At 54.1% G+C, this 19,438-nt stretch carries 17 protein-coding genes; 9 read left to right on the top strand and 8 right to left on the bottom strand.

Going from position 1 to position 19,438, the window contains the following annotated elements:
• Positions 1 to 24: 24 nt before the first annotated feature.
• From HOV93_RS22745 to HOV93_RS22735, 3 genes are read right to left on the bottom strand one after another with little or no spacing between them, the layout of a single operon-like run.
• A complete protein-coding gene (locus tag HOV93_RS22745) occupies positions 25 to 1,404 on the bottom strand; it encodes an efflux RND transporter periplasmic adaptor subunit (RefSeq protein WP_207398850.1) in 1,380 nt (459 codons plus the stop codon).
• A 47-nt stretch (positions 1,405 to 1,451) separates the two neighbouring features.
• Positions 1,452 to 3,830, bottom strand: coding sequence for an ABC transporter permease (locus HOV93_RS26525; RefSeq protein ID WP_207398849.1), 2,379 nt, complete (start codon positions 3,828 to 3,830; stop codon positions 1,452 to 1,454).
• On the bottom strand, positions 3,827 to 4,486 hold the full coding sequence (locus HOV93_RS22735; protein ID WP_207398848.1) for an ABC transporter ATP-binding protein: 660 nt from the start codon (positions 4,484 to 4,486) through the stop codon (positions 3,827 to 3,829). Before HOV93_RS22735 ends, HOV93_RS26525 begins: the two co-directional genes overlap by 4 nt.
• Positions 4,487 to 5,056: 570 nt before the next feature.
• Here HOV93_RS22735 and HOV93_RS22730 point away from each other — a divergent pair.
• Positions 5,057 to 6,685, top strand: a complete 1,629-nt coding sequence (locus HOV93_RS22730) for a hypothetical protein (protein ID WP_207398847.1) — start codon at positions 5,057 to 5,059, stop codon at positions 6,683 to 6,685.
• Positions 6,686 to 6,734: 49 nt separating this feature from the next.
• On the opposite strand, the gene HOV93_RS22725 is transcribed toward HOV93_RS22730, so the two are convergent.
• Positions 6,735 to 9,254: a prolyl oligopeptidase family serine peptidase gene (locus tag HOV93_RS22725; RefSeq protein ID WP_207398846.1), complete on the bottom strand. Its 2,520-nt coding sequence runs from the start codon at positions 9,252 to 9,254 to the stop codon at positions 6,735 to 6,737.
• Between the two features lie 191 nt (positions 9,255 to 9,445).
• On the opposite strand from HOV93_RS22725, the gene HOV93_RS22720 reads away from it, so the two are divergent.
• Positions 9,446 to 10,183, top strand: a complete 738-nt coding sequence (locus HOV93_RS22720; protein WP_207398845.1) for a hypothetical protein — start codon at positions 9,446 to 9,448, stop codon at positions 10,181 to 10,183.
• Between the two features lie 2 nt (positions 10,184 to 10,185).
• On the top strand, positions 10,186 to 10,947 hold the full coding sequence (locus HOV93_RS22715) for a hypothetical protein (protein WP_207398844.1): 762 nt from the start codon (positions 10,186 to 10,188) through the stop codon (positions 10,945 to 10,947).
• Between the two features lie 49 nt (positions 10,948 to 10,996).
• Here the strand turns inward: HOV93_RS22715 and HOV93_RS22710 are convergent, their stop codons facing one another.
• Positions 10,997 to 12,880: a thioredoxin domain-containing protein gene (locus HOV93_RS22710; RefSeq protein WP_207398843.1), complete on the bottom strand. Its 1,884-nt coding sequence runs from the start codon at positions 12,878 to 12,880 to the stop codon at positions 10,997 to 10,999.
• Positions 12,881 to 12,975: 95 nt separating this feature from the next.
• Between HOV93_RS22710 and HOV93_RS22705 the strand changes: the two genes are divergently transcribed.
• From HOV93_RS22705 to HOV93_RS22690, 4 genes are all read left to right on the top strand, one after another.
• On the top strand, positions 12,976 to 13,200 hold the full coding sequence (locus HOV93_RS22705; RefSeq protein ID WP_207398842.1) for a PF20097 family protein: 225 nt from the start codon (positions 12,976 to 12,978) through the stop codon (positions 13,198 to 13,200).
• Positions 13,201 to 13,296: 96 nt separating this feature from the next.
• Positions 13,297 to 13,668, top strand: coding sequence for a hypothetical protein (locus tag HOV93_RS22700; RefSeq protein ID WP_207398841.1), 372 nt, complete (start codon positions 13,297 to 13,299; stop codon positions 13,666 to 13,668).
• Positions 13,669 to 13,686: 18 nt separating this feature from the next.
• Positions 13,687 to 14,037, top strand: coding sequence for a DUF3307 domain-containing protein (locus HOV93_RS22695; RefSeq protein ID WP_207398840.1), 351 nt, complete (start codon positions 13,687 to 13,689; stop codon positions 14,035 to 14,037).
• 82 nt (positions 14,038 to 14,119) lie between these two features.
• Complete coding sequence (locus tag HOV93_RS22690; RefSeq protein ID WP_207398839.1) at positions 14,120 to 14,659, top strand: hypothetical protein; 540 nt, start codon at positions 14,120 to 14,122, stop codon at positions 14,657 to 14,659.
• 208 nt (positions 14,660 to 14,867) lie between these two features.
• Here HOV93_RS22690 and HOV93_RS22685 read toward each other — a convergent pair whose 3' ends face one another.
• Together HOV93_RS22685 and HOV93_RS22680 are read right to left on the bottom strand one after the other, a co-directional pair.
• A complete protein-coding gene (locus HOV93_RS22685; protein ID WP_207398838.1) occupies positions 14,868 to 15,824 on the bottom strand; it encodes a DUF1559 domain-containing protein in 957 nt (318 codons plus the stop codon).
• Positions 15,825 to 16,042: 218 nt separating this feature from the next.
• On the bottom strand, positions 16,043 to 16,462 hold the full coding sequence (locus tag HOV93_RS22680; RefSeq protein ID WP_207398837.1) for a hypothetical protein: 420 nt from the start codon (positions 16,460 to 16,462) through the stop codon (positions 16,043 to 16,045).
• A gap of 209 nt (positions 16,463 to 16,671) precedes the next feature.
• Here HOV93_RS22680 and HOV93_RS22675 point away from each other — a divergent pair, with 209 nt between their 5' ends.
• Both HOV93_RS22675 and HOV93_RS22670 read left to right on the top strand, forming a co-directional pair.
• On the top strand, positions 16,672 to 17,847 hold the full coding sequence (locus HOV93_RS22675) for a serine hydrolase domain-containing protein (protein WP_207398836.1): 1,176 nt from the start codon (positions 16,672 to 16,674) through the stop codon (positions 17,845 to 17,847).
• An 8-nt stretch (positions 17,848 to 17,855) separates the two neighbouring features.
• Complete coding sequence (locus tag HOV93_RS22670; protein ID WP_207398835.1) at positions 17,856 to 18,734, top strand: thermonuclease family protein; 879 nt, start codon at positions 17,856 to 17,858, stop codon at positions 18,732 to 18,734.
• A gap of 42 nt (positions 18,735 to 18,776) precedes the next feature.
• On the opposite strand, the gene HOV93_RS22665 is transcribed toward HOV93_RS22670, so the two are convergent.
• Complete coding sequence (locus HOV93_RS22665) at positions 18,777 to 19,253, bottom strand: hypothetical protein (protein WP_207398834.1); 477 nt, start codon at positions 19,251 to 19,253, stop codon at positions 18,777 to 18,779.
• Positions 19,254 to 19,438: the final 185 nt, after the last annotated feature.

Raw genomic sequence — 19,438 nt, 5'->3', positions numbered from 1 at the left:
CTCTGCCCCGTCTGTGGGGTTTTTTTATGCGCCGGTCGATGAGGCCCTGACATCGACCGGCGTTACCCAATCTCCATTGGATAGAGAAGCTGCAGGAGAAACGATAACGTGTTCTCCTGTTTCGAGACCTCGAGTGACCTCGACACTTAGATCGTTCATCAGCCCTAATTGCAAGTTTCGTCGCTCTAGTTTGCCGCCCGATACGACATACGCTTGCCAGTTACCTGAGACTTCGCGAAAAATAGCGGAACGCGGAATCACCAAGGCTTGGGGTATCTCTTCGGTGTAGATGCGAGCCTGTACGCGATAATCGACGCCTAAGCCATGCTGCTCCAGCGCCGTTGCAACCTGCCCCGACTCGAAGCGAAGTATGATTAGCACGCGCTGTTGTTCGACTCCCAACGAGCTTACCTTAGTAAATCCGGTCGGATAGACGCGGTGCACTTTCATCGGAATCCCTTGGCCTGCTTCTTTGCCAAGAGATGGTCCATAGATCTCAGCACGATCTCCGGGTTGGATCCGGGTTGCATCCTGACTCAGAATTTCCGTTTCGACTTCCAATTGTGAAAGTTGTCCGATCTCTAGCAAGGTTGTTCCTGCGGCGACTTGCTGTTCGCTGGTTAGTTCTTTCGTGAGCACGACACCTTCGACAGGACTGGTCATGGTCGATCTCTTCATCCGCAATTCGGCTGTTCGCAGACGAGCCTCGGCTTCGGCCTTCTGTTGCTGGAGCACAGCGACTGAGAGGTCCTTTCGGTCGATATATTGAGAAACCAAACTCGGAAGTAGCTTCGTTGCCGCGTCAATCGACAAGATGGCCTGGTACGTCAACGCGTCGGTTTGAAATTCCGTTTCGCTCTCGACCTTTTGTAGCTGTGCCCGATCGAGATCATCCTCAGTCTTTGCCCCCTTTTCGATGAGTTGTTGGACACGTTGCAAGAAAGTCGTCGCATATTCAAAGCGTGATCGGCTCGCCGTCATTTGCGTTTTGGCGGATTCCACTGTATTCACCATGGAATCGACAAAGAATTCGGCCTGCTGTTTGGTTGTCTGCTCGACCGACTTGTCGCTTGTTTCCCGAATCGATGCCGCCAACTGTTGGACGACGGCCTTCGATTCGGCGTATTCAGCTTCGACATCCTCTTGAACGATCTTGGCAACGACCTGTCCTTGGGTTACGTGGTCTCCTTCTTCGAGCTTGATCTCGCCGAGTCGAGCATCGAAGGGCATCGAGATAACAAATGTACGTGGCAGCCGCGTTTTTCCTTGTTCATCGACGTACTCTTGAATGGGTTGCATGGACGCAGTGACAGTGTCTACTGGCGGACCGCTAGACTGCGTGACAAAGAGGATGCCTCCCACGACAATGATGGCGCCAACGATTAGGGCAATCGTTTTGATCATGGCAATATTCTTTCCGTTCGCTTGCTTTTCGGCGAACTCTTAGCAGTCTACTCACGAACTTTCAAAGATTCCAACCAATTCATGTGGTGAATTCGCCATTGAACGACCGCGTGAGCCAACAGCGTGAATAGCAATGCCGTGACAAACGCACTGACATAGATCCACGGGGCGGTCACGATCGGAAAACGCACCAGATCCTGGTCGATCATTTTGGTCATCAAGTGGATCAGCACGTAGCCGACCGGAAGACCGAGCACCGCACCTAGCAAATTAGTGACCATACTCTCACGGAGAAACAATATGCCAATTTCCCATCGGGTGTATCCCATCGCCCCCATCGTCGCGACTTCGCGCTGGCGCTCTGAAAGGTTCACTAGCGAGGCGTTCAATACGTTACCAAAGAAAATGATGCCTGCGAAAAGGACGATCATGCCGATCGCCACACTTTGGTTTTGAATGATGGTCTCGCGCATATTTTTGATCAACTCCAGGCGAGAATTGATGGCCTTCATCGCAGGCATCTGTTTCAACGTGCGATAAAGCTCGCGCTGAGCTTTCTTCGTTTGATTAATTTTCAGTTGAGCGCCACTCATCGCGAACGATTCGCCGCGGATCTGGCAGAGATATTCAAGATCGGCATATACGTTCAGGCCAAACTGGCTTTCACTGATTACCGCCAGAGGGATTTTGAGTGGATCGCGACGTCCCGATTTTGGACGTATCTCGACTAGATCTCCCACCTTCAAATGAAGGTGGTCGGCCAAGCGGCGTTCCATGACCAGTCCGACACTGGGAATGTTGATTCGACGTTTATCTTTGTCGGTCGGAACGGTCAATTGAGCGTTGTTTAAAATTCCTTGGATAGCTCCTTGCCGCTCATACGGGCCATTCACAAAATCGCAAGCGACATTAAACAGCGGCTCAGCCCGATCGACGCCAGGCAAGTGAGACAAGTCGTACCAAGCTTGGCGGTCTAGCGCATCTTTAAAGGTCAAGTCGATGTCACTACGATTCCGCATTTCGAATTCGTCGCGGATGAAGTACTCGGTGGCTTCCATCATCATCAGGCCGCTAACCAGAATGCCAGCCCCGACGGTACCGGCGAACAAGGCAATTGCCGTACGAGTACGATGTCGAACCATCGATCTTAGGGTGACTCTCCAGCCGGGTGAAAGCTCGTTCCACAGCAGTGGAAAGTGCTCCAGAAAGATTCTGCCTCCTTGGGCAGGCGGTTCCGGGCGCATCGCCTCCGCCGGACGAAGCAGAAGCATTTGCCGCGCGCCGTAGACGCTTCCGAGCATCGCGCAGATGATGCTCACGCTCCAACCGATGGCATGCGTTTGTGGGTAAAAGTCGTTTCTTAGGTCGGGGAACTGAAAGAAGTGTTGATACTGCGAGAGCATCCCCAGCGTGACAAAAGTGCCCAGCACACTGGCCAGCAGTCCGGCCACCAGGCCGACCGCGGCCCCGAATTTCAGGAAGTGAAAGAAGATAGTGCCGTCGCCATAGCCGAGCGCTTTCAGCGTACCGACGGTCATTCGCTGCTGCTTGGCCAGCCTGGTCATCAACACGTTTAAAATTAACGCGGCAACAATCAGGAACATGCTGGGAAGAAAAGTCGACAAGTTGCTCAGCTGCGAGATTTCGTTGCTGACAAAGTAGTTCGAGGTAAAATCTTTGAGCAGCGTCGCCGAGATGAATCCAGAGGACTCCAGCTTCCGCTCGACTAAATCGAGGACCGCACTCTTTCCCTCTCCGATGTCCGGCGTAAATTGGCCGACGACTTGGTTGGCGGCTCCTTCAAAGTCGAACAGTTCCTCCATCTGTTTTCGCGGCAGATAAAACACGCCGAAGTTTTCGGGGTCAGGCATCAGGCTGCCGGGGCCAATCAGGTAAGTGAATTCCGCACTAATCGCCGTGCCAACAATCAGAAACTCTTCCCGTCGATTGTTCAGCAGCAAGTGCAACTTCTGTCCGGGATGAAGACGGTTAGCCTCCGCGAACTTGTCGTTCACGATGACCTCCGGCTCGCCACGATCGGAAAAGTAATCGCCACGAATGAGGACGATGTCATTGGTCACCGCTTGCCGACGATCGGGCATCGAGATAACCGACCCATTGAGCGGTCTCATCCGTTGGTCAAGATCGACCGTTACCGGAAATTGAATTCGGTCCCGCCAACTTCTTATACCGGATATCTCATTCAGCACTTCCAACTCGGCGAGAGGGGCTTTTTTTAGATCGAGCCAGAACGCGGCCATTCGGCACTGGCGATAATACCGATCTTTCGCGGCTTGCATGTTGTAGAAGGTCGACTGCATGCCGATCAGCAGCGCCGAACCGAGCATCATGATACTGATGATGGCAATCAATAACCCGCGAGCCGCTGACAGATCTCGCAGCAACTTGCGGTTGAGGATGCTCACCAAACTACCTCCGAGGGAGGCAACGGCTGCTGGTTCTCTTCGACGTTCACGATTTCACCGCTACGAAGATGAATCACGCGGTGCGCTACGTCGGCTAGTGCGGTATTGTGCGTAATAATCAAGATGGTCGTACCGAGGTCTTGATTGAACTGCAGTAGAAGCTCTAACGCGCGAATGCCCGTTTCAAAGTCAAGCGCGCCGGTCGGTTCATCGCAGAGAAGTAGCTTGGGGTTTTTGACCACGGCCCGAGCGATCGCCACACGCTGCTGTTCACCTCCGGAAAGCTGCGATGGAAAATGATCGGCCCGCTCTGCCAAGCCGACCTTGTCGAGCATCTCCTTCGCATCCAGCGGATTCTCAGCCAGCTCGGCCGCTGAGAGAACGTTTTCTAGTGCCGTTAGATTCGGCACCAGATTGTAAAACTGAAAGATAAAGCCGACATGCTTACGGCGGTAACGCGTCAGTACGCTGGAAGAGACCGTCGCCAAATCGGTCCCGTCGAATATCACGCTACCGCGATTGGGTTGATCGAGACCGCCGATCAGGTTCAAGATGGTCGACTTGCCCGACCCGCTGGGACCCACCATCGCCAAGACTTCGCCATCGTAAACATCAAAGGAAAGGTCTTTCAGAACCTCGACCTTCACTTCGCCCATGGTGAAGGTCCTCTCGACGTCCCGCACCGATAGAACGGCTGGCTTCAGTGTAGGTTGCTCGTCTTGGCTTCGAGTCTTCACGATACCGAGGGGGCTGAGGAACGAAACAACGGCACCCTATTTCGCCGCAGGGTGGTTGACAATTCAAGCGAAGATGATCGGCAAATATTCCATGGTAGTCGAATGCTTCTCGGAAGGAACGGTACGTAGCATCGTGCACGCTGAATTCCAATTAGCCCTAACGATCACGTTCCGATGAAGGGATCTGCCGAATATCGATCAACAGCAGGGCTGGCCAAGGAGAACAACCGAGGCAAAGCGACGATTGGAACATAGTGCACATCCGCGTGCGCCGATTTTAGTTATAGCGATCACGCGTGTCGTGTTCTTTAGACGGCTGCGCTCTTCGCGAAAGGGAATATGAAACTTAGCGAGAAATCGGCTTCAAGTTGTCGCACCCCCCGGCGGCAAAAGATAGGGTTTCGGTAACGACCTATTCAAAAAACCTTGCCGATGTGTCCAGTGAAAAATCGTTCGTTTTGAACTCTCTCTTCTAACGGGAACTCTTCGATGTCGCGCCCCAAATGCGAAACGCCAGGCGGTTCGATTACTCTGCCTTGGGAACTGCCACCTTCCATTTATCAACACATCCAAAATCATATCGACTCGCACGCCATAGGACTATCAACCGGCGGACTATCCCTGCCCGATGACACGCGGATCTCTAAAGAAGATGGTCACGCGTGGGTGCCTGGGGCATTCGACAGCATGATGCAATATGCCCCTGCCGAGATCGTGGGTGAACCAGACGAAGCAATCATTCAATTAATTCTGGATGACATCGAAATGGGCATGCCCGGCAAACGGGATGAACTCTACGAGCAAGTGCGCAACACGAAAATCGCCGCCACGCTTCCTGAATTGGTACGCACGATCGGGGAAGCCACCATGCTTAACCCCGATGGAATCTTTGACCTTGCCTATTGGCTGGTAACCCAATCGCGCGATCGCGAGGCGGTAAAGCTGGGTCTGGGGCTGCTGAGCTTGGTACCGGACAGTCCGATCGAAGACGTCGTGTTGGTAGTTGGCCGACACGATGAGTTCACTCGCGGCTGCATCTTTGCGATGCAGCACTGGGAGACGCCGCGTCGTGAAGCTTTGATTGGAAAGCTGTTGCCGCACGTTTCCGGTTGGGGACTGGTACCCCTGATCGAGCAAGTCAAAGATACCGATGATCTTACCATTCAAGATTGGATGCTTCGCGAAGGAGGACGCCGGGCCGACTTCCTGGTCCAGTACGTGGCAATGACGCTCGCCACCACGGGGAATTTACGAGATGCCCTGTTGTCCGAAGAGGTTGATCTGGCTGTGCTTGAATCCGCGGGACGCGTGCTGACGGCATTAATGGATATCGAACGTTCGTTACGCAGCAAACCACAGGACCACCTGACCAGCATTCACGATTACCCCGAAGCCCCGGTGGCCGTGCAGCGATATCTTTTTCATATGCAGAAGCAGGCCAAGACGGTCAAGGACCTAAGCTTCATTGCATCGGTACGGGCCTTCCTTGACGATGGAAATGCCGATTGGATGCTACGCGAAGATTTGGGTTGGAGCGAGCCGCTCGTTCAGCAGATGCGAGACACGGCCAACGAGATCCTACAACGGCCTGCCTGGAAGGACGTGGTTCATCAAGCCCTGGCTGATGAGGACGATGAAGCCTATCTGTATGCCGTCAGTGGCGCGAAACTGCTGAAAATGACCGACGCTAATTTGGACGTGAATCGGATTCAGGAGATCAGTTTGCGGCGAGCGTCACGAATGATCGGCTCGAATGAGCAGCTTGTCGATGAAGTTCAGCAGCACTTCGAACGCGTGCCAGACTTGGTGAGAATCGCGAATTCTCCGCGGACCGGCCCGCAGCAGCGAAGCCGGGATGGCTATCCCTATTCTGTTCCTTTTTGTCAAGAGGACCTGCTGGCCTATCCTGATCAAGCGGAGGCAATGATCGAGTTTCTGCTCGACCAATCGAAACAAAGCATGCGAAAGCAGGCACTGGAGATACTCGATATCTGGGGAGAAGCGAACTGGACCGAAGCCGCCCAGGAAAAATTAGAAACAGCTCAGTCCGATGAGGCGGACGACGAGCTGAGGAAGCTCATGGAGAACCTCACCAACGGCCTAACGATCGACGATTAGCAGACGTGACGGTGGCCTCGATCGAAACGAGGCCACTTCGCGAGTGGGTCTACCGTCGTGGCTCGGTGCCATACAGTTTGCGGACGAAAAAGTCGCGTGTGCGACGCATCCCGTATCGGCCACTTCCGATGCCGTGTCCTTTGCCAGGCATGACCAGCAGGTCGAAGTCTTTATCAGCTTTGACCAGTGCGTTGACGACTTGCATGGTGCTGGCCGGATCGACGTTGGTGTCCATTTCGCCCACGATCAAAAAGAGATCACCTTGCAGTTTGTGGGCGTGGGTTACATTGGAATTTTGGGCATACGAATCATCAATCGGCCAGCCCATCCATTGTTCGTTCCACCAGATTTTGTCCATGCGATTGTCATGGCAGCCACAATCGGCAACCGCAGCGTCGTAGAAGTCGCCATACGATAGCAAGGCCGACAACGCGCTCTGCCCGCCAGCCGATCCACCGTAGATCCCGACTCGGCTGATGTCCATGCTCGGAAACTTCTTTGCGGCGGCTTTCATCCAGGCAATTCGATCAGGAAAGCCGGAATCGGAAAGGTTCTTCCAACAAATATCGTGAAATGCTTTGCCCCGATGGTTGGTTCCCATGCCGTCGATCTGCACGACAATGAATCCAAGTTCGGACGTCTCACGCTTGTGGCTCTGCACCGAGAAAGTCTTGGGTACGAAAGCGCTATGTGGCCCCGCGTAAATGTACTCGATGACGGGATACTTCTTGGCAGGGTCGTAGTTGGTAGGAAAGTAGATCACGCCGTAGATGTCCGTCTTGCCGTCGCGTCCCTTGGCGGCGAATCGCTCGGTCATCTTCCAGCCGGTTTCCAAGAGTGAGGACACCTCCCCTTGCTCCAGCTCGCAGACAAGCGAACCATCTTCCACTTTGCGTAGCGTGTGGACCGGGGGAAGGTCGACGCGGCTGTACTCGTCGATCAGGTAGCGACCGTCAGGAGAGTAGTTGATTTTGTGGGTGCCATCTCCTTCGGTCAGAATCGTTAGTCCTGTTCCGTCAAAGTTCACACGACAATGATGCAGGTAATAGGGATCTTGCCCAGCAACGATGCCTCCGGCGGTAAACCAGATTTGTCGTTGGTCACGGTCGACGCGTTCGACTTCACGCACGACCCACTCTCCCTGGGTGATTGGATGTTTGATTTCTGCTTGGGTGGCATCCACCAGGTACAAGTGGTTCCAACCGCTGCGCTGGGACGTCCAAATCAGCTCGTTCTCGGTTGGTTCGGCGTCGTAATGAATCTTGTTCGTGTAGTCGATGAATGTCTCGCTCGTTTCTTCGACAATGGTTCGAACGTTCCCGTCCGGTTGAATCCCCAACACGCGAATTGCCTGGTGGCCGCGCTGGTTGAAGAGGAATCGGAACTCACTACTGTCGGCCTGCCACGAAGCTTTCGAGGTGGCGAACGGATTCTCGAACAGGCTGCGATCAAGCGAGATCTCCTCTAATTTTTCGAGATCGAACAGCCGCGGCCATTCCTGCCGAATCTTGTCACCCGGTTTGTCGTAGCCAAAGGTGTGCACCTTGGGTTGCAGTTGATCCTCGGGGGATGTCTCTATGATGGTGACCTCCCTCCCCTGCCCCGGCGTAACTTCCATCGCGATCAATCGCTTGGAATCTGGCGACCAGTGGAAACGGTCGCTGAGAAACTTGCTGGCAGTTCCATCGGTGGTCAGACGAATCGGATCGTCTGAGTCTTGGCTGTGGATCACGACGTTGTGATCGACGATCGACGCCGTCCACTTGCCGTCGGGCGAGGTGCGGCGAGTCCGCGCCCCTCGGTCGCCACGTCGGCGTCGACGCGGAAGGTCTCGGACTTGTTTGCCGTCGACCTTTAAAACGCTGACACGATCGACCGCCTCATAGACTGAGAGAGCTTGTCCTTGGTTATTGAGAACCAGCCATACGTGCCCGGCGAATGTTCCCTGTTCCAGCTGCTTGCTCCCGGCGATTTCGCTATAGAACACAGGTTGTCCGTCACGATCGATCCAGAATAGCTTGACGGCATCGTTGGTCTCGTTGACCACTTTCAACGTGACTTCGCCCCCTTTGTCGGTCGAAGGATACGGACGTTGGAATGCTGGCATGCTGGAGAGTAAACGCTCGGCCGGTTGATCTAGCCTCGTTAATGACTGCTCTTTACGGTCGATCTGAAAGGTCTCCCCTTTGACTTGAAAGATGACCCGCTGAAAGTCTTCCGAGATCTGGATCTGCTCGAACGGAAGACGCGTAGGGAGAATCTCTTTTTTAAGCTGCTGCCCCAACTGCTGAGCTAGTTTCCCGTGATCAAATGCCGGCTCGCGCTGGCCTTTCTTCGCATCGACAAAGATGAACTCGTGTTCGGATGGCCCTGTTCGTACCCGATACCAAAAGTGATCTCCGCCTGGCAACCAGTTGGGTTTGACCTGATCACGAAAGACCTTGCCGGAAGTCATCCGGCTTAACTGTTGCATCCGCTGATAGTCGGCTGCGGTTCCCTGAGCGAAGAGGGCCCCGGCCGATGCGAATAACAGAGTGGCGAGCAAGCAAGTACGAAGCGCAAGCGTCATAGCAAACCAAGAGGTAGGAGGTAACCGGCGGGGCTCAAGGGGTCATTCCATCATAGATTCAACCCGGCCGGCAGCAACCTGAATCGTTGGCTCAGCGAGAGATGTTTTCCCGGCTCAGCACATTTTGCATTTGGCACTGGATTTTGCGCATAGAGTTACGCATGCTAGGTGTACTTAGGTGGAAGAGAAAAATGGAACAGATGGAAATGAGCCAGACCAAAAATGATCGACAGGCGAGGCTGACCTTGCTTGACTTGTTGGTCGGCACGGCAGCTGCAGCCATATTCTCGGCATTAAATAACAGCCCAGGCGTTGGCAATACGAGATTTGCCGTCGAGCTGATCACCAACATCTATTTCATCACAACGCTGCTCATCTTTGCGTCAGGAGGGACGGGCCTTTTTCTATTTGCGCGCCGCTGGTGGAACGGTTGGTCAACCGACTTTCAGCCGGGGCATTGGTTGTTGTGCCTGATCGGAGTCATGTATTCGGTCATCATGACCAGCCTATTGTTTCAGCAAGTCGTCTTCGGCAGTGCGATCGAAAATCTTCGTATGAAATGGCTGAGTATGGCGGTTTTTCAAGTCCTTCATTTGTGGGCGTATCTAACGGCTGGGTTTCTCCTGCCGGTTCGCTCATGGTGGAGAATAGCATTGATACCACAAACTTTGATCATCCTTGCCATGCTGGGATTAGTGATTTCTCTTAACTCCGGTAACGAACAAATTGCACTCTTCTGGTTCGAACGAACTAAGCCATTCCTGTTGATATTGGATATCGTGGTGCTGCTAACTCTCGTGGTTTGGGATACATGGACGGCAGGCCAGCGTCGTGACTGGATACACTGGTGGGGTGTAACGGTGGCGGTGATGATGAGCCCCGCAGTACTTCTCTTGGAATTTTCAAACTGGATGGGGTGGTTCACCTAGGAATGAAAGAAGAAATCGTCGATGCTCATTTCGCCCCGCCACCGACCCATTTGACCTGGATTGAAGCGGTGGCCTGGGTGGTGGCGGCCGTTTTGATCCTGGTCAGCGGGATGGTCTTGCACAAAGAATGGTATGATGAGATCGACAGACAATCGCTGACGATGTTAGCCTTTTATACGATGGCCCAAGCAACCGGTGTGGTCGGTATCTTTTACATTCTGCGTACATCCACACGCGAGAAAAGCGAACCGTTTCAGCCTGGGCATTGGTTGTTGATTCTCTTGGGGGTCAGCGCTCCGTTCTATGTTCTCTCGAATATCACTCAGGTCATTCTGTTCTATGATGGCTTTGCAGATACCGAAAGCTACCTGCGGGTTAACACGGTCGCCATCATCTTTTGGCAAATCGTGGAATGGGGTCTCGTTCTGCTGTTGGCTTTTACGCTACCAGTGCGTGGAGGGTGGCGAGTACTACTTGTAGTTTACTTCTTCGGTACGGTAATCTTTCTTGCCGAATTGGTGTCGCTTCACTTTCAACTTCATGTGGCTGCCGAAACATGGTACGGATATTTATCGACCTGGTACTTTGTGCTTAGCGCGGTCCTTTTAGTGGGGCTTGCTATTTGGGACGTGGCGACAACGACCCAGCGTCGAGACTGGCTGCACTGGGTGGGCAGTACCAACGAACTGGTCTTCTTCACTCCCACGTTCGTTTTTTGGATTCAGTCGTTGATGGAAGTTGAGAGCGTGGCCGGCAAACTGTAAGTCACATTGGGAAAGATCATGCCGCGCGAATTTGGATGATTTGTTTCAATCAATCTTTCACCAACTCGGCCGCCATCCGGGCCGTGCTGTGGGGGTGATCGTTCAGCAGCGTCGAGCCTGACTCGATGGTCTTTTGGGCCCACGTGTTGTACTGCTCTGCCTGGTCAGGGACTCGCTTGGCCAGCTCTTTCAGATTGCTAACCGAAATGGCATTGCCGCTGGGTAGTGCGCCGTCGGTGTACAGCTTGCCGCGGACGATCAGGTTCGAGTTGTCGTCCGGCGTAAAGTAGTATCCGCCGAAGGTCTTGTCCCCATAGTGCTTTTGCTGCGTGGCTTGCAGCTTAACGGCTTCATCCAGCCAGCGCGGTTCGTCGGTCGCCGTGTGCAGCGCGAGAAGGCCGTCGATCAACATTGCGTAGTCGTCCAGGTAGGCCAGCGGATGTTCGGCCTTGGTCTCAGGCGTGCGTCTTAGGCGACCATCGTTGGCGGCGGCAGACTTCAATAAATGATCGGCTGCGTTGGAAGCAGCTGCGACGTAACGCGGCTCGTCCAAGATACGCCCGGCATCGGCGAGGCCGTGGATCATTTGCCCGTTCCAACTGGTGATCACCTTCTTATCGAGAAACGGCCTGGTTCGCTGGTTTCGAAGCGACAACAACGCTGCTTTCAACTCGGCCAGCTTCTCCGCTTCTGGTGCACCGTGGAACTGCGGTACGAAGTACTGGTCTTCGAAGTTGGGTTTGCCGGTCATTCCGAATGCCTGTTCGGCCAGACGCATCTGATCGGCGGATAGCTGCTCTTGAAGTTCCTCCGAAGTAAAGCGGTAGTAGGCCCCTTCTTCGCCGTCGGAGTCGGCGTCGATGGCGCTATAGAACTGCCCGTCGGGGCCGGTCATTTCGGTCAGCACGAAATCGGCGATCCCGCGAGCGACCTCAGCGAACTCAGGCTTCTCGAGCGACTTCGAGGCCTGGGCATAAATGGGCAGCAACTGGGCATTGTCGTACAGCATCTTTTCAAAGTGGGGGATCTTCCAATGCCGATCGGTGCTATACCGGTGAAAGCCGCCTCCGACCTGATCGTAGATGCCGCCGCTAGCCATCTTTTCAAGCGTCAGCTCCAGCATGTTCCCTGCGGTGGCATCGCCGGCGTCGTTCCGCTTGAGCAGATAATAAAGGTACGAAGGCTGGGGGAACTTGGGGATACGGTCGTTTCCTTCTTCGAACTCGAATCCGCCAAAACGCGAGTCGAATTCCTTTTCCAGCGTGCGGTCGAACGTGCGGAAAATACTGTCGCTATCGGCCAAGTCTGGCGGCAACAGAGGACGCCCGAGAACCTGTTTCAGGGCCCGGGTGACATTGTCGCCCACTTCTTCCAACTGTGATTGCTGCTCGTTCCATGCAACGGCAACACGTTTGGCTAGAGTTAAGAAGCCTGGCTGCACACCGACGGCTTGACCATCGGCAAGCGGCACTTCTCGGTCTTCTGCCGGTAAATAGGTTGTGCCGATGAACGGTTTGGCATCCGGAGTAAGAAAGACATTCAACGGCCAGCCGCCGTTGTTGGCCATGATCTGCGTGGCGAGCATGTAAACGGAATCAACATCAGGGCGTTCCTCGCGGTCGACCTTAATGCAAACAAAATGTTTGTTGAGAAACGCGGCGATCTTGGGATCGGAAAAGCTTTCCTTTTCCATCACGTGGCACCAGTGGCAACTCGCGTAGCCGATGGACAGAAAGATGGGCTTGTTCTCGGCCTTCGCCTTGGCCAGTGCTTCGTCCCCCCAGGCATACCAGTCGACCGGGTTCTCGGCGTGCATCTGCAAATAGGCCGAAGTTTCTAACCGCAGGCGATTCTTGGTCGGGGCATCCTCTGCCCAGGAGAAATGAGCTGCGATTAGCACTAAGATTGGGGCCAGGGTAGCGAAATATCTCATGAGTAGGTGGCCTTCAGGTGGGATGCCGACAGTGAGGGATATCTCTAAGAGGATAGGCGATCGGCAAGCAAATTGCGAGCGAGAAGGGAGAACCAATGACTGATGTGAAGTGTCCTGATTGTGATGCGGCGATGGAGGAAGGGTTCGTGCCAGAGTTTAAGAGCCCGAACAGCATTATTCAGTCACGCTGGGTAAAAGGTCAGGCGACGCTTTCTAACCTAATGGCGCTTGCGTTTGGCGGTCACACGAATGCTATGCGAGTGACAACGTTTCGTTGCCCGGAATGTGGGCTGCTGCGTGAGTACGCGTTTGATAAATAAAGCAGTGTGAAAACTCACGTTGCCTTCTTTGTTCGTACCGAGGTAAGTTGATCGTCGCGAGAGTTTCCAAACGAAGGGCTTCACGGGAGGACGCAGATGATTCGAAGGATTGGGTCTAGCTTATTGTTGAGTCTCTTGCTGCTACCGGTTTCGCTTGTTGCCGAGCAACCGGGACTGGCAGAGCTTTCCGACGGGCTCGATATCGATCGGAGTAAACCACCACGCGTATTGCGCGACAACCGCGCGCGGTTGATGATTTACCACCAAGGGCAAGCGGCCTCGGCTTTACCGCATTGGTGGCATCATCCTGAATTGTTGATCAAGGTGACCAAGGTCGCTCAGCACGGTCCCCTTGGACAAATGGTGATTCAGAGACAGGACGTTGAGACGCCGTTGAGCATGCTGCTACTTACCCCACGCGGCCCGATCATTCAGGAAGAAGAGCCCCTGCTAGGGATCGACCGATAGCACGGTCGGCGAATCGAAATGCCATACATCATGCTCATCCATTGGATTGCCGACTTCCTTTGCCAAAGCCGGTGGATGGCCGAGAATAAGAGCAAGAACCTTCTGGCCCTGTCAGCCCATGTGGGCGTCTATTCGGCCGTGCTCGGCGCGGCCTGCATGCCGATGCTGGGTTTGGTGCCTGGTCTGCAGTTCGCGATCATCAACGGCGTGTTGCACTTTGCGGTCGACTTTTGCACCAGCCGAGTAACGTCGTACTTCTATCAGAAACAGAATATGCACGCGTTCTTCGCGACGGTCGGGTTCGACCAGTATCTGCACTTCTTGTGTCTGTGGGGAACGCTGGTGTGGATTCGTCTTGTCGGAAATTGAGATCAGGTGGTAGGTTTATCTCACTTGGGACTTTCTTTGTCGATCTCGTGAGGGATATCTGATGGCCATGATCCGAATTTGCTTGGTTGGTACTTTGCTGTTCTGCTTCAATCTAGTAGGAGATGCTGCCGATCTTCCGGTGATGGCTCCGGTAGGTGAGAGTATTGTGCGAACGTTCCACGAAGCCCTTGATCGGAAGCAATACGAGCTGGCGGAAATCATAGCCCAGGGCGTGTTGGTCAAACATGGAGATCGCAATGAACTTGGCAAGGCAATGCTTGACGAGGTGGAAGATGTTGCGAAGCATAACGATGGGCCAAGACTTACTTCGAAATACGTGACCTCGACTAAAGTCTACGCCTTATTCGATTCGACTGAGTTGGCGGAGATCATTCGAGAATCGAACAATTCGGCCCAAGTTAAGCAAAAACTTCTGAACGCAGAAAAGGTTATTGCGAATATCAAAAAGAAAAATGGACCGAGATGGGACATCTATCAAGCTCAGGCCGCTGTTTATGATACGAATCTATCTGTGGTGGTTTCAGGTCCAGGCTTTATTCACGACGAGGTTCGGAAGTCACTTCGTCTATCTAGTGTCGTTGCTATTCGTTCTGATCCATAGACTGCAGTTCGTTCGCCCTTACAGGGCTAACGCTTTCGACAAAAAATAAGCCCAAGGCTTTCGCCCTGGGCTATTATCGACCGCCCCGTTTGGGGCTTAAGACTGGTTGGGACCGTGGGTTGTTTAGCGGGTACCAATCATCTGATTTAAGAGTTATCGCGAAACAACACCTGGTTTCCGACCCGCGACACGCGGGCCCTACTCGAGTTTAGTACCCGTCTCCAGGAACGACTTCGCCACCGTTACGCGTTGCCAAGGCACGGTAAACGTCCAGGTTGATCGTTTCGGTGATCAGGTGTGCCGAGCCGTCGGCGAAGACGAAGTTCGTGCCGGCTGGGTGACGGCTGCCGAAGTCGTCGAGGTGGTGTTCTTCGTCGTCGTGATCATCGTCCCCGTCATGATCGTGATCGTGGTCTTCTTCGTATTGGCTGTTAGGGGCGTGGTCGGCCACACCCAGAACGCGAGCGATCGCTTCTTCGCCACCACTGACCGAACCGACCCAAGTGCTGTATAGCAGTTCGTCCGAGCCACCCAGCGAGGTGGCTCGTTCGCCGACCATCAGCGTGTGGCTAGTTCCGTCGGTCACGTCCCGCATCGACCGTTTGGCGTTATGACCCAGCATGCCGTCACCGTCGCACCGTTGTCCCGCTGGTAGGCCTTCGCAGTCGTGCAGTTCGATCGTGCCGAAGCAGCCAACGTAATTCGCCGAAGCGAGATCGGTAAGCGGGTTCTCACTTTCATCATGCAGCTCGAACAACTCCGGAGCACGGTCGCTCGGACAAGCGTACGGCAGAATGATCGTTTCACGAGCTTGTTGGTTGCTGCCGTGGGTGATGCTTAAGTTAAAGTCGATCAGGCTGTCGGCAATGTTGCCTTGTTCCATCTGCGGCAAAATCATTGAAGCCCAGCCCCAGCCAGGCTCTCCTTCGGCAAGGGGCGTTTTCGTATCCGAGTCGGTGGCGATATAGCCACTTGGGAAACTGCCGAAGGTGTCGTGATAATTGTGCATAGCCAATCCGACTTGCTTCAAATTGTTGAAGCAGGAAATTCGGCGTGCCGCTTCGCGAGCCTGTTGAACGGCAGGCAGCAGCAGCGCGATCAGCACTCCGATAATGGCGATCACAACTAACAATTCGACTAGCGTAAAACCTTTGCGTAGCGTCATGTCTTCAATTCTCTTTTTATATGGGCAACCCGAACCACACGAGGTGTGCCGGGGGACAATTAAAATAAAGTAGCGTAGCGGTGCTAGCAACGCGGCGTGCGCGGGGCTTATGCGGTTGGAAGTTCGCGGCAAAGGAGCCTGAACTAATTCCTAGACCCCTCCTGGGTGAGGGAAATGGAATGTTGGATGGCGCGAAAGCAGTGCGCCATAGCTAAGAGTTACGCTAGGGGAGGTGCCCGAGGAGAATATGGACCTAAGCATTTCGCCGTGATCAGGCGAGTCGATTGTGGGACGACCACGTCAATCACAACGCGGTCGATCGTGGCAATCAAGGCCGCCGGTGCCATTTGCCCCAGAGCCAAATGCTGGCAAAGCAAACAGCCGTCGACAACGATCCCATGTGAATGCTCGGTGGCGTGCCAGCCTGGCACTTCGTGCGAGACAGGCTCGGCGCAGTCTTGGCTGTGATGACCGTGATCATGGTGGTGGTGCCCATGGTCTTCGGCGGCTGCGACCGGCAAATGGGAATGACCCGGCAAATGCGCGTGCTCGCAGCCGGACCAAGCATGGATAACCTGACCGAAAAGCTGCACCACCAAGTAGGTGGCAATCAGAGCGTAACTACCAAATCGCCGCATGAAATTCCCAAGGGACGTACAGAGCCATCAAAGCAACTACCATTCTAGCCAAAAGGACTCAATATGCTCAACGCATTCACCAACACTTCACGACGAATTCGCGGAAATTACGTTCCCCAATAGAGGGGCGAAAATGCTTGACAGGAGGGCTGATTGCGGTACGCTGCCAACTTTTCCGCCCAACGTTCCCCCTTTGAAAGCCCTTCGCGATGCAATCCCCTCTTTGGACACTCTGTCGCAATTGGATAGCCGTACTGCTTTTGACCGTGGTTGTGCCAGCCCTGGCCGAGGATACCGGGCGGAAAGTCCCCGTCATCGATCAGGTCGACCAGGCGGTCTCGAAGCTGGTCGATAAGAACGTCGTTGCCGGGGCCGTTACCCTAGTGGCTGAGGATGGCAAATTGGTCCATTTGAGTGCCGTCGGAAAGGCCGACCTAGAAACGAATAAACCAATGACGCGGGATGCGATGTTTGCGATCGCTTCGATGACTAAACCGATCTCGGCGACCGCGCTGATGACTCTGGTAGAAGAAGGTAAGGTGAATCTCGACGATCCCGTTTCTAAATACATTCCCGAGTTTGCGGACGTCGAATTCGATGGAAAGAAGCTTGAAAAACCCATCACGCTGCGTCAGGTTTTGACGCACACCTCGGGCCTGGGTGGCGATCAACGCGTGGTGAAGTCTTTGGAAAACCAGGGCAAGATCTTGGCCGATCGTCCGCTGTATAGCGTGCCTGGCACCAAGTGGCAGTACAGTCCTGGCTTGAACGTCATTGGAAGAGTGATCGAAGTTGCCTCGGGCCAGCCGTACGGCGATTACCTGCAAGAGAAGATCTTCACTCCCTTGAAGATGAACGATACGACATTTGCCCCGACCGAGCAGCAGAAGCCGCGAATCGCCACGCTCTATGCGCTGGACAAAGATAGCGGCGAGTTGAAGCCCAGCAGCAGTTGGATCGGGAATGTAAAGACCGACCCGTATCCTAACCCGAGCGCGGGCCTTTACTCGACGGCCAGCGATTTGTTTCGCTTTTACCAGATGATGCTCAACGGTGGCTTTCTCGGTGACACGAAGATTCTTTCGCGTGATTCGGTCGCTGAACTGACCACAGCACAAACGCCTGATGAGATTGTTACCGGTTTCACGCCCGGCAATCGGTGGGGGCTAGGCTATTGTGTGATTAGAGAGCCGCAGGGTGTCACGGAAGCCTTGAGTCCCGGGACATTCGGGCACGGAGGCGCGTTCGGAACGCAAAGCTGGGGTGATCCTGAAAAAGGCCGCGTCTATCTTCTACTTGTTCAGCGTTCGAATCTCGGCAACAGCGACGGTAGTGATCTGCGGAAAGATTTCCAAAACGCCGCCAACACAGCGCTGAGCAAGTGAGCTAGAAGATGTCGATCGGTCGAAAACTTGTGATCTTATCGAGCCAACTGGTAGTCGTCTGGGTAGTGCTGGCACTGCTGTCGGCTCCGATGGCACTGGCACAAGCTCAGCCTGATCCGCCGTTGGTCGACTCGTTTCGCCCGTGGCATGACGTCGGTGGAAAATTTCTGACAAAATCGCGATTCGCCTATCTAGATGGTGATCGCGTCGCGTTGTGGACGGAAACTGGGCAAATGTTGCTCGTTCCCCAGGCACAATTTTCCGACGCAGATCAACGATGGATTGCTGATCATCCTGTGAAAGTTCTTCGCGGCAAGGTCATCTTCGTGGCCGATGGCGACACCCTTGGACTGTTGGACGCCAACAAGCGGCAGCATCGCATTCGCTTAGAGGGAATCGACGCCCCAGAGCGTGGCCAGGCCTTCGGAACGAAAAGCCGTCAGATGCTCAATGATGTGGTTTACGGCAAAGAGATACTCGTCGCTTACGACGAGTCCGATCCATATGGAAGGATCCTCGGCCACATTTATCTCAGCGATCGCTGGTTGAATTACGATCAACTCGCCCATGGAATGGCCTGGCACTACCGTCACTTCAATGGAGATGCGTATCTGGCGCGAGCCCAGAAGACGGCCGAGGCTCAGAAAGCCGGGCTTTGGCGCGACGTAAGTCCTGCACCACCTTGGCGATATCGTTTGACCGAGAAGCGTCGACGAGAGATGGAAGAGGCGAAGAACACGGCTGAGCCCATGCAGCCAACCCGTTATTGGCTGAACACTTCCAGCGGCGTGCGGCACAACAGCACGTGCAAACACTACGGCAGAACGAGCCGCGGAAAGTATTGCCAGTCAGACAATGGGAAGCCCTGCGACATGTGCGGCGGGTGACCTAAATCACCATCGCCGTTGGCATTTCGCCTCAAGACACGCTTAGGAAACGGATGTCTTGGGTGTCAGTTGCTGCTTGTTCCAGAACCGCGTCCAGAGAGCAACGCGTCGAACCATCGGTAAGATGGTGTTCGCCATTTGATCGGCGTGGACTGTTTCTTCGTGGTGCAGGAACAACGCACGCGCCAGGGTCGGAATCTGGCCGTCTTTCTTGGCCTTGGTCATCTTGCGATGCCATGCGTTCAAAAGATCATGCTTGTATTCCTGAGGGTTCCAGAGGTCGATATCGGTCAAACGGCCCACTTCGATTTGGCGTTTGGCGACGGTGGTACCAAGGAACATAACCCCTTGAAAACCTTCCGTTTGCGTATCTTGAATTGCCTCGATGGGCGTCGTAGGAAGGAGCTGTAAGTTGGGGAGCATATCGATTTCGAGGTTGTCTGTGACACCCCGTAGAAGATACGTTCCGCCAGCCATTTGGCCGTCTAGCGAGACGACAACAACGGCTTTGTGACCCATGGTTTGGGTTCCTGATGCAGAGAAATGGTGAATTGTCCGTAGCGTATTAACGCTTATAGGAGCCCAACTTAGCAATACCGCTTGGTGAAGATTGTTACGATCTTCACCAAGCTCTTGAAGCTTGCTTAATCGATTGGTTTCGATGGCCTCTTCTGCTAAGTCCAGCACTGCCAAAAGATCAGAGC

Source organism: Bremerella alba (assembly GCF_013618625.1).
GTDB lineage: Bacteria > Planctomycetota > Planctomycetia > Pirellulales > Pirellulaceae > Bremerella > Bremerella alba.
Note: the sequence above shows the minus strand (reverse complement) of the source record. Positions and strands in the feature narration are given on the sequence as shown.

What these genes read in the sequence shown, in the direction of transcription:
- HOV93_RS22745 (WP_207398850.1), bottom strand. Translation starts at nt 1,404, where the DNA reads ATGATCAAAACGATTGCCCTAATCGTTGGCGCCATCATTGTCGTGGGA.
- HOV93_RS22705 (WP_207398842.1), top strand. Translation starts at nt 12,976, where the DNA reads ATGACTGATGTGAAGTGTCCTGATTGTGATGCGGCGATGGAGGAAGGG.
- HOV93_RS22685 (WP_207398838.1), bottom strand. Translation starts at nt 15,824, where the DNA reads ATGACGCTACGCAAAGGTTTTACGCTAGTCGAATTGTTAGTTGTGATC.
- HOV93_RS22725 (WP_207398846.1), bottom strand. Translation starts at nt 9,254, where the DNA reads ATGACGCTTGCGCTTCGTACTTGCTTGCTCGCCACTCTGTTATTCGCA.
- HOV93_RS22700 (WP_207398841.1), top strand. Translation starts at nt 13,297, where the DNA reads ATGATTCGAAGGATTGGGTCTAGCTTATTGTTGAGTCTCTTGCTGCTA.
- HOV93_RS22715 (WP_207398844.1), top strand. Translation starts at nt 10,186, where the DNA reads ATGAAAGAAGAAATCGTCGATGCTCATTTCGCCCCGCCACCGACCCAT.
- HOV93_RS22665 (WP_207398834.1), bottom strand. Translation starts at nt 19,253, where the DNA reads ATGGGTCACAAAGCCGTTGTTGTCGTCTCGCTAGACGGCCAAATGGCT.
- HOV93_RS22710 (WP_207398843.1), bottom strand. Translation starts at nt 12,880, where the DNA reads ATGAGATATTTCGCTACCCTGGCCCCAATCTTAGTGCTAATCGCAGCT.
- HOV93_RS22670 (WP_207398835.1), top strand. Translation starts at nt 17,856, where the DNA reads ATGTCGATCGGTCGAAAACTTGTGATCTTATCGAGCCAACTGGTAGTC.
- HOV93_RS22680 (WP_207398837.1), bottom strand. Translation starts at nt 16,462, where the DNA reads ATGCGGCGATTTGGTAGTTACGCTCTGATTGCCACCTACTTGGTGGTG.
- HOV93_RS22735 (WP_207398848.1), bottom strand. Translation starts at nt 4,486, where the DNA reads ATGGGCGAAGTGAAGGTCGAGGTTCTGAAAGACCTTTCCTTTGATGTT.
- HOV93_RS22720 (WP_207398845.1), top strand. Translation starts at nt 9,446, where the DNA reads ATGGAACAGATGGAAATGAGCCAGACCAAAAATGATCGACAGGCGAGG.
- HOV93_RS22730 (WP_207398847.1), top strand. Translation starts at nt 5,057, where the DNA reads ATGTCGCGCCCCAAATGCGAAACGCCAGGCGGTTCGATTACTCTGCCT.
- HOV93_RS22695 (WP_207398840.1), top strand. Translation starts at nt 13,687, where the DNA reads ATGCCATACATCATGCTCATCCATTGGATTGCCGACTTCCTTTGCCAA.
- HOV93_RS22675 (WP_207398836.1), top strand. Translation starts at nt 16,672, where the DNA reads ATGCAATCCCCTCTTTGGACACTCTGTCGCAATTGGATAGCCGTACTG.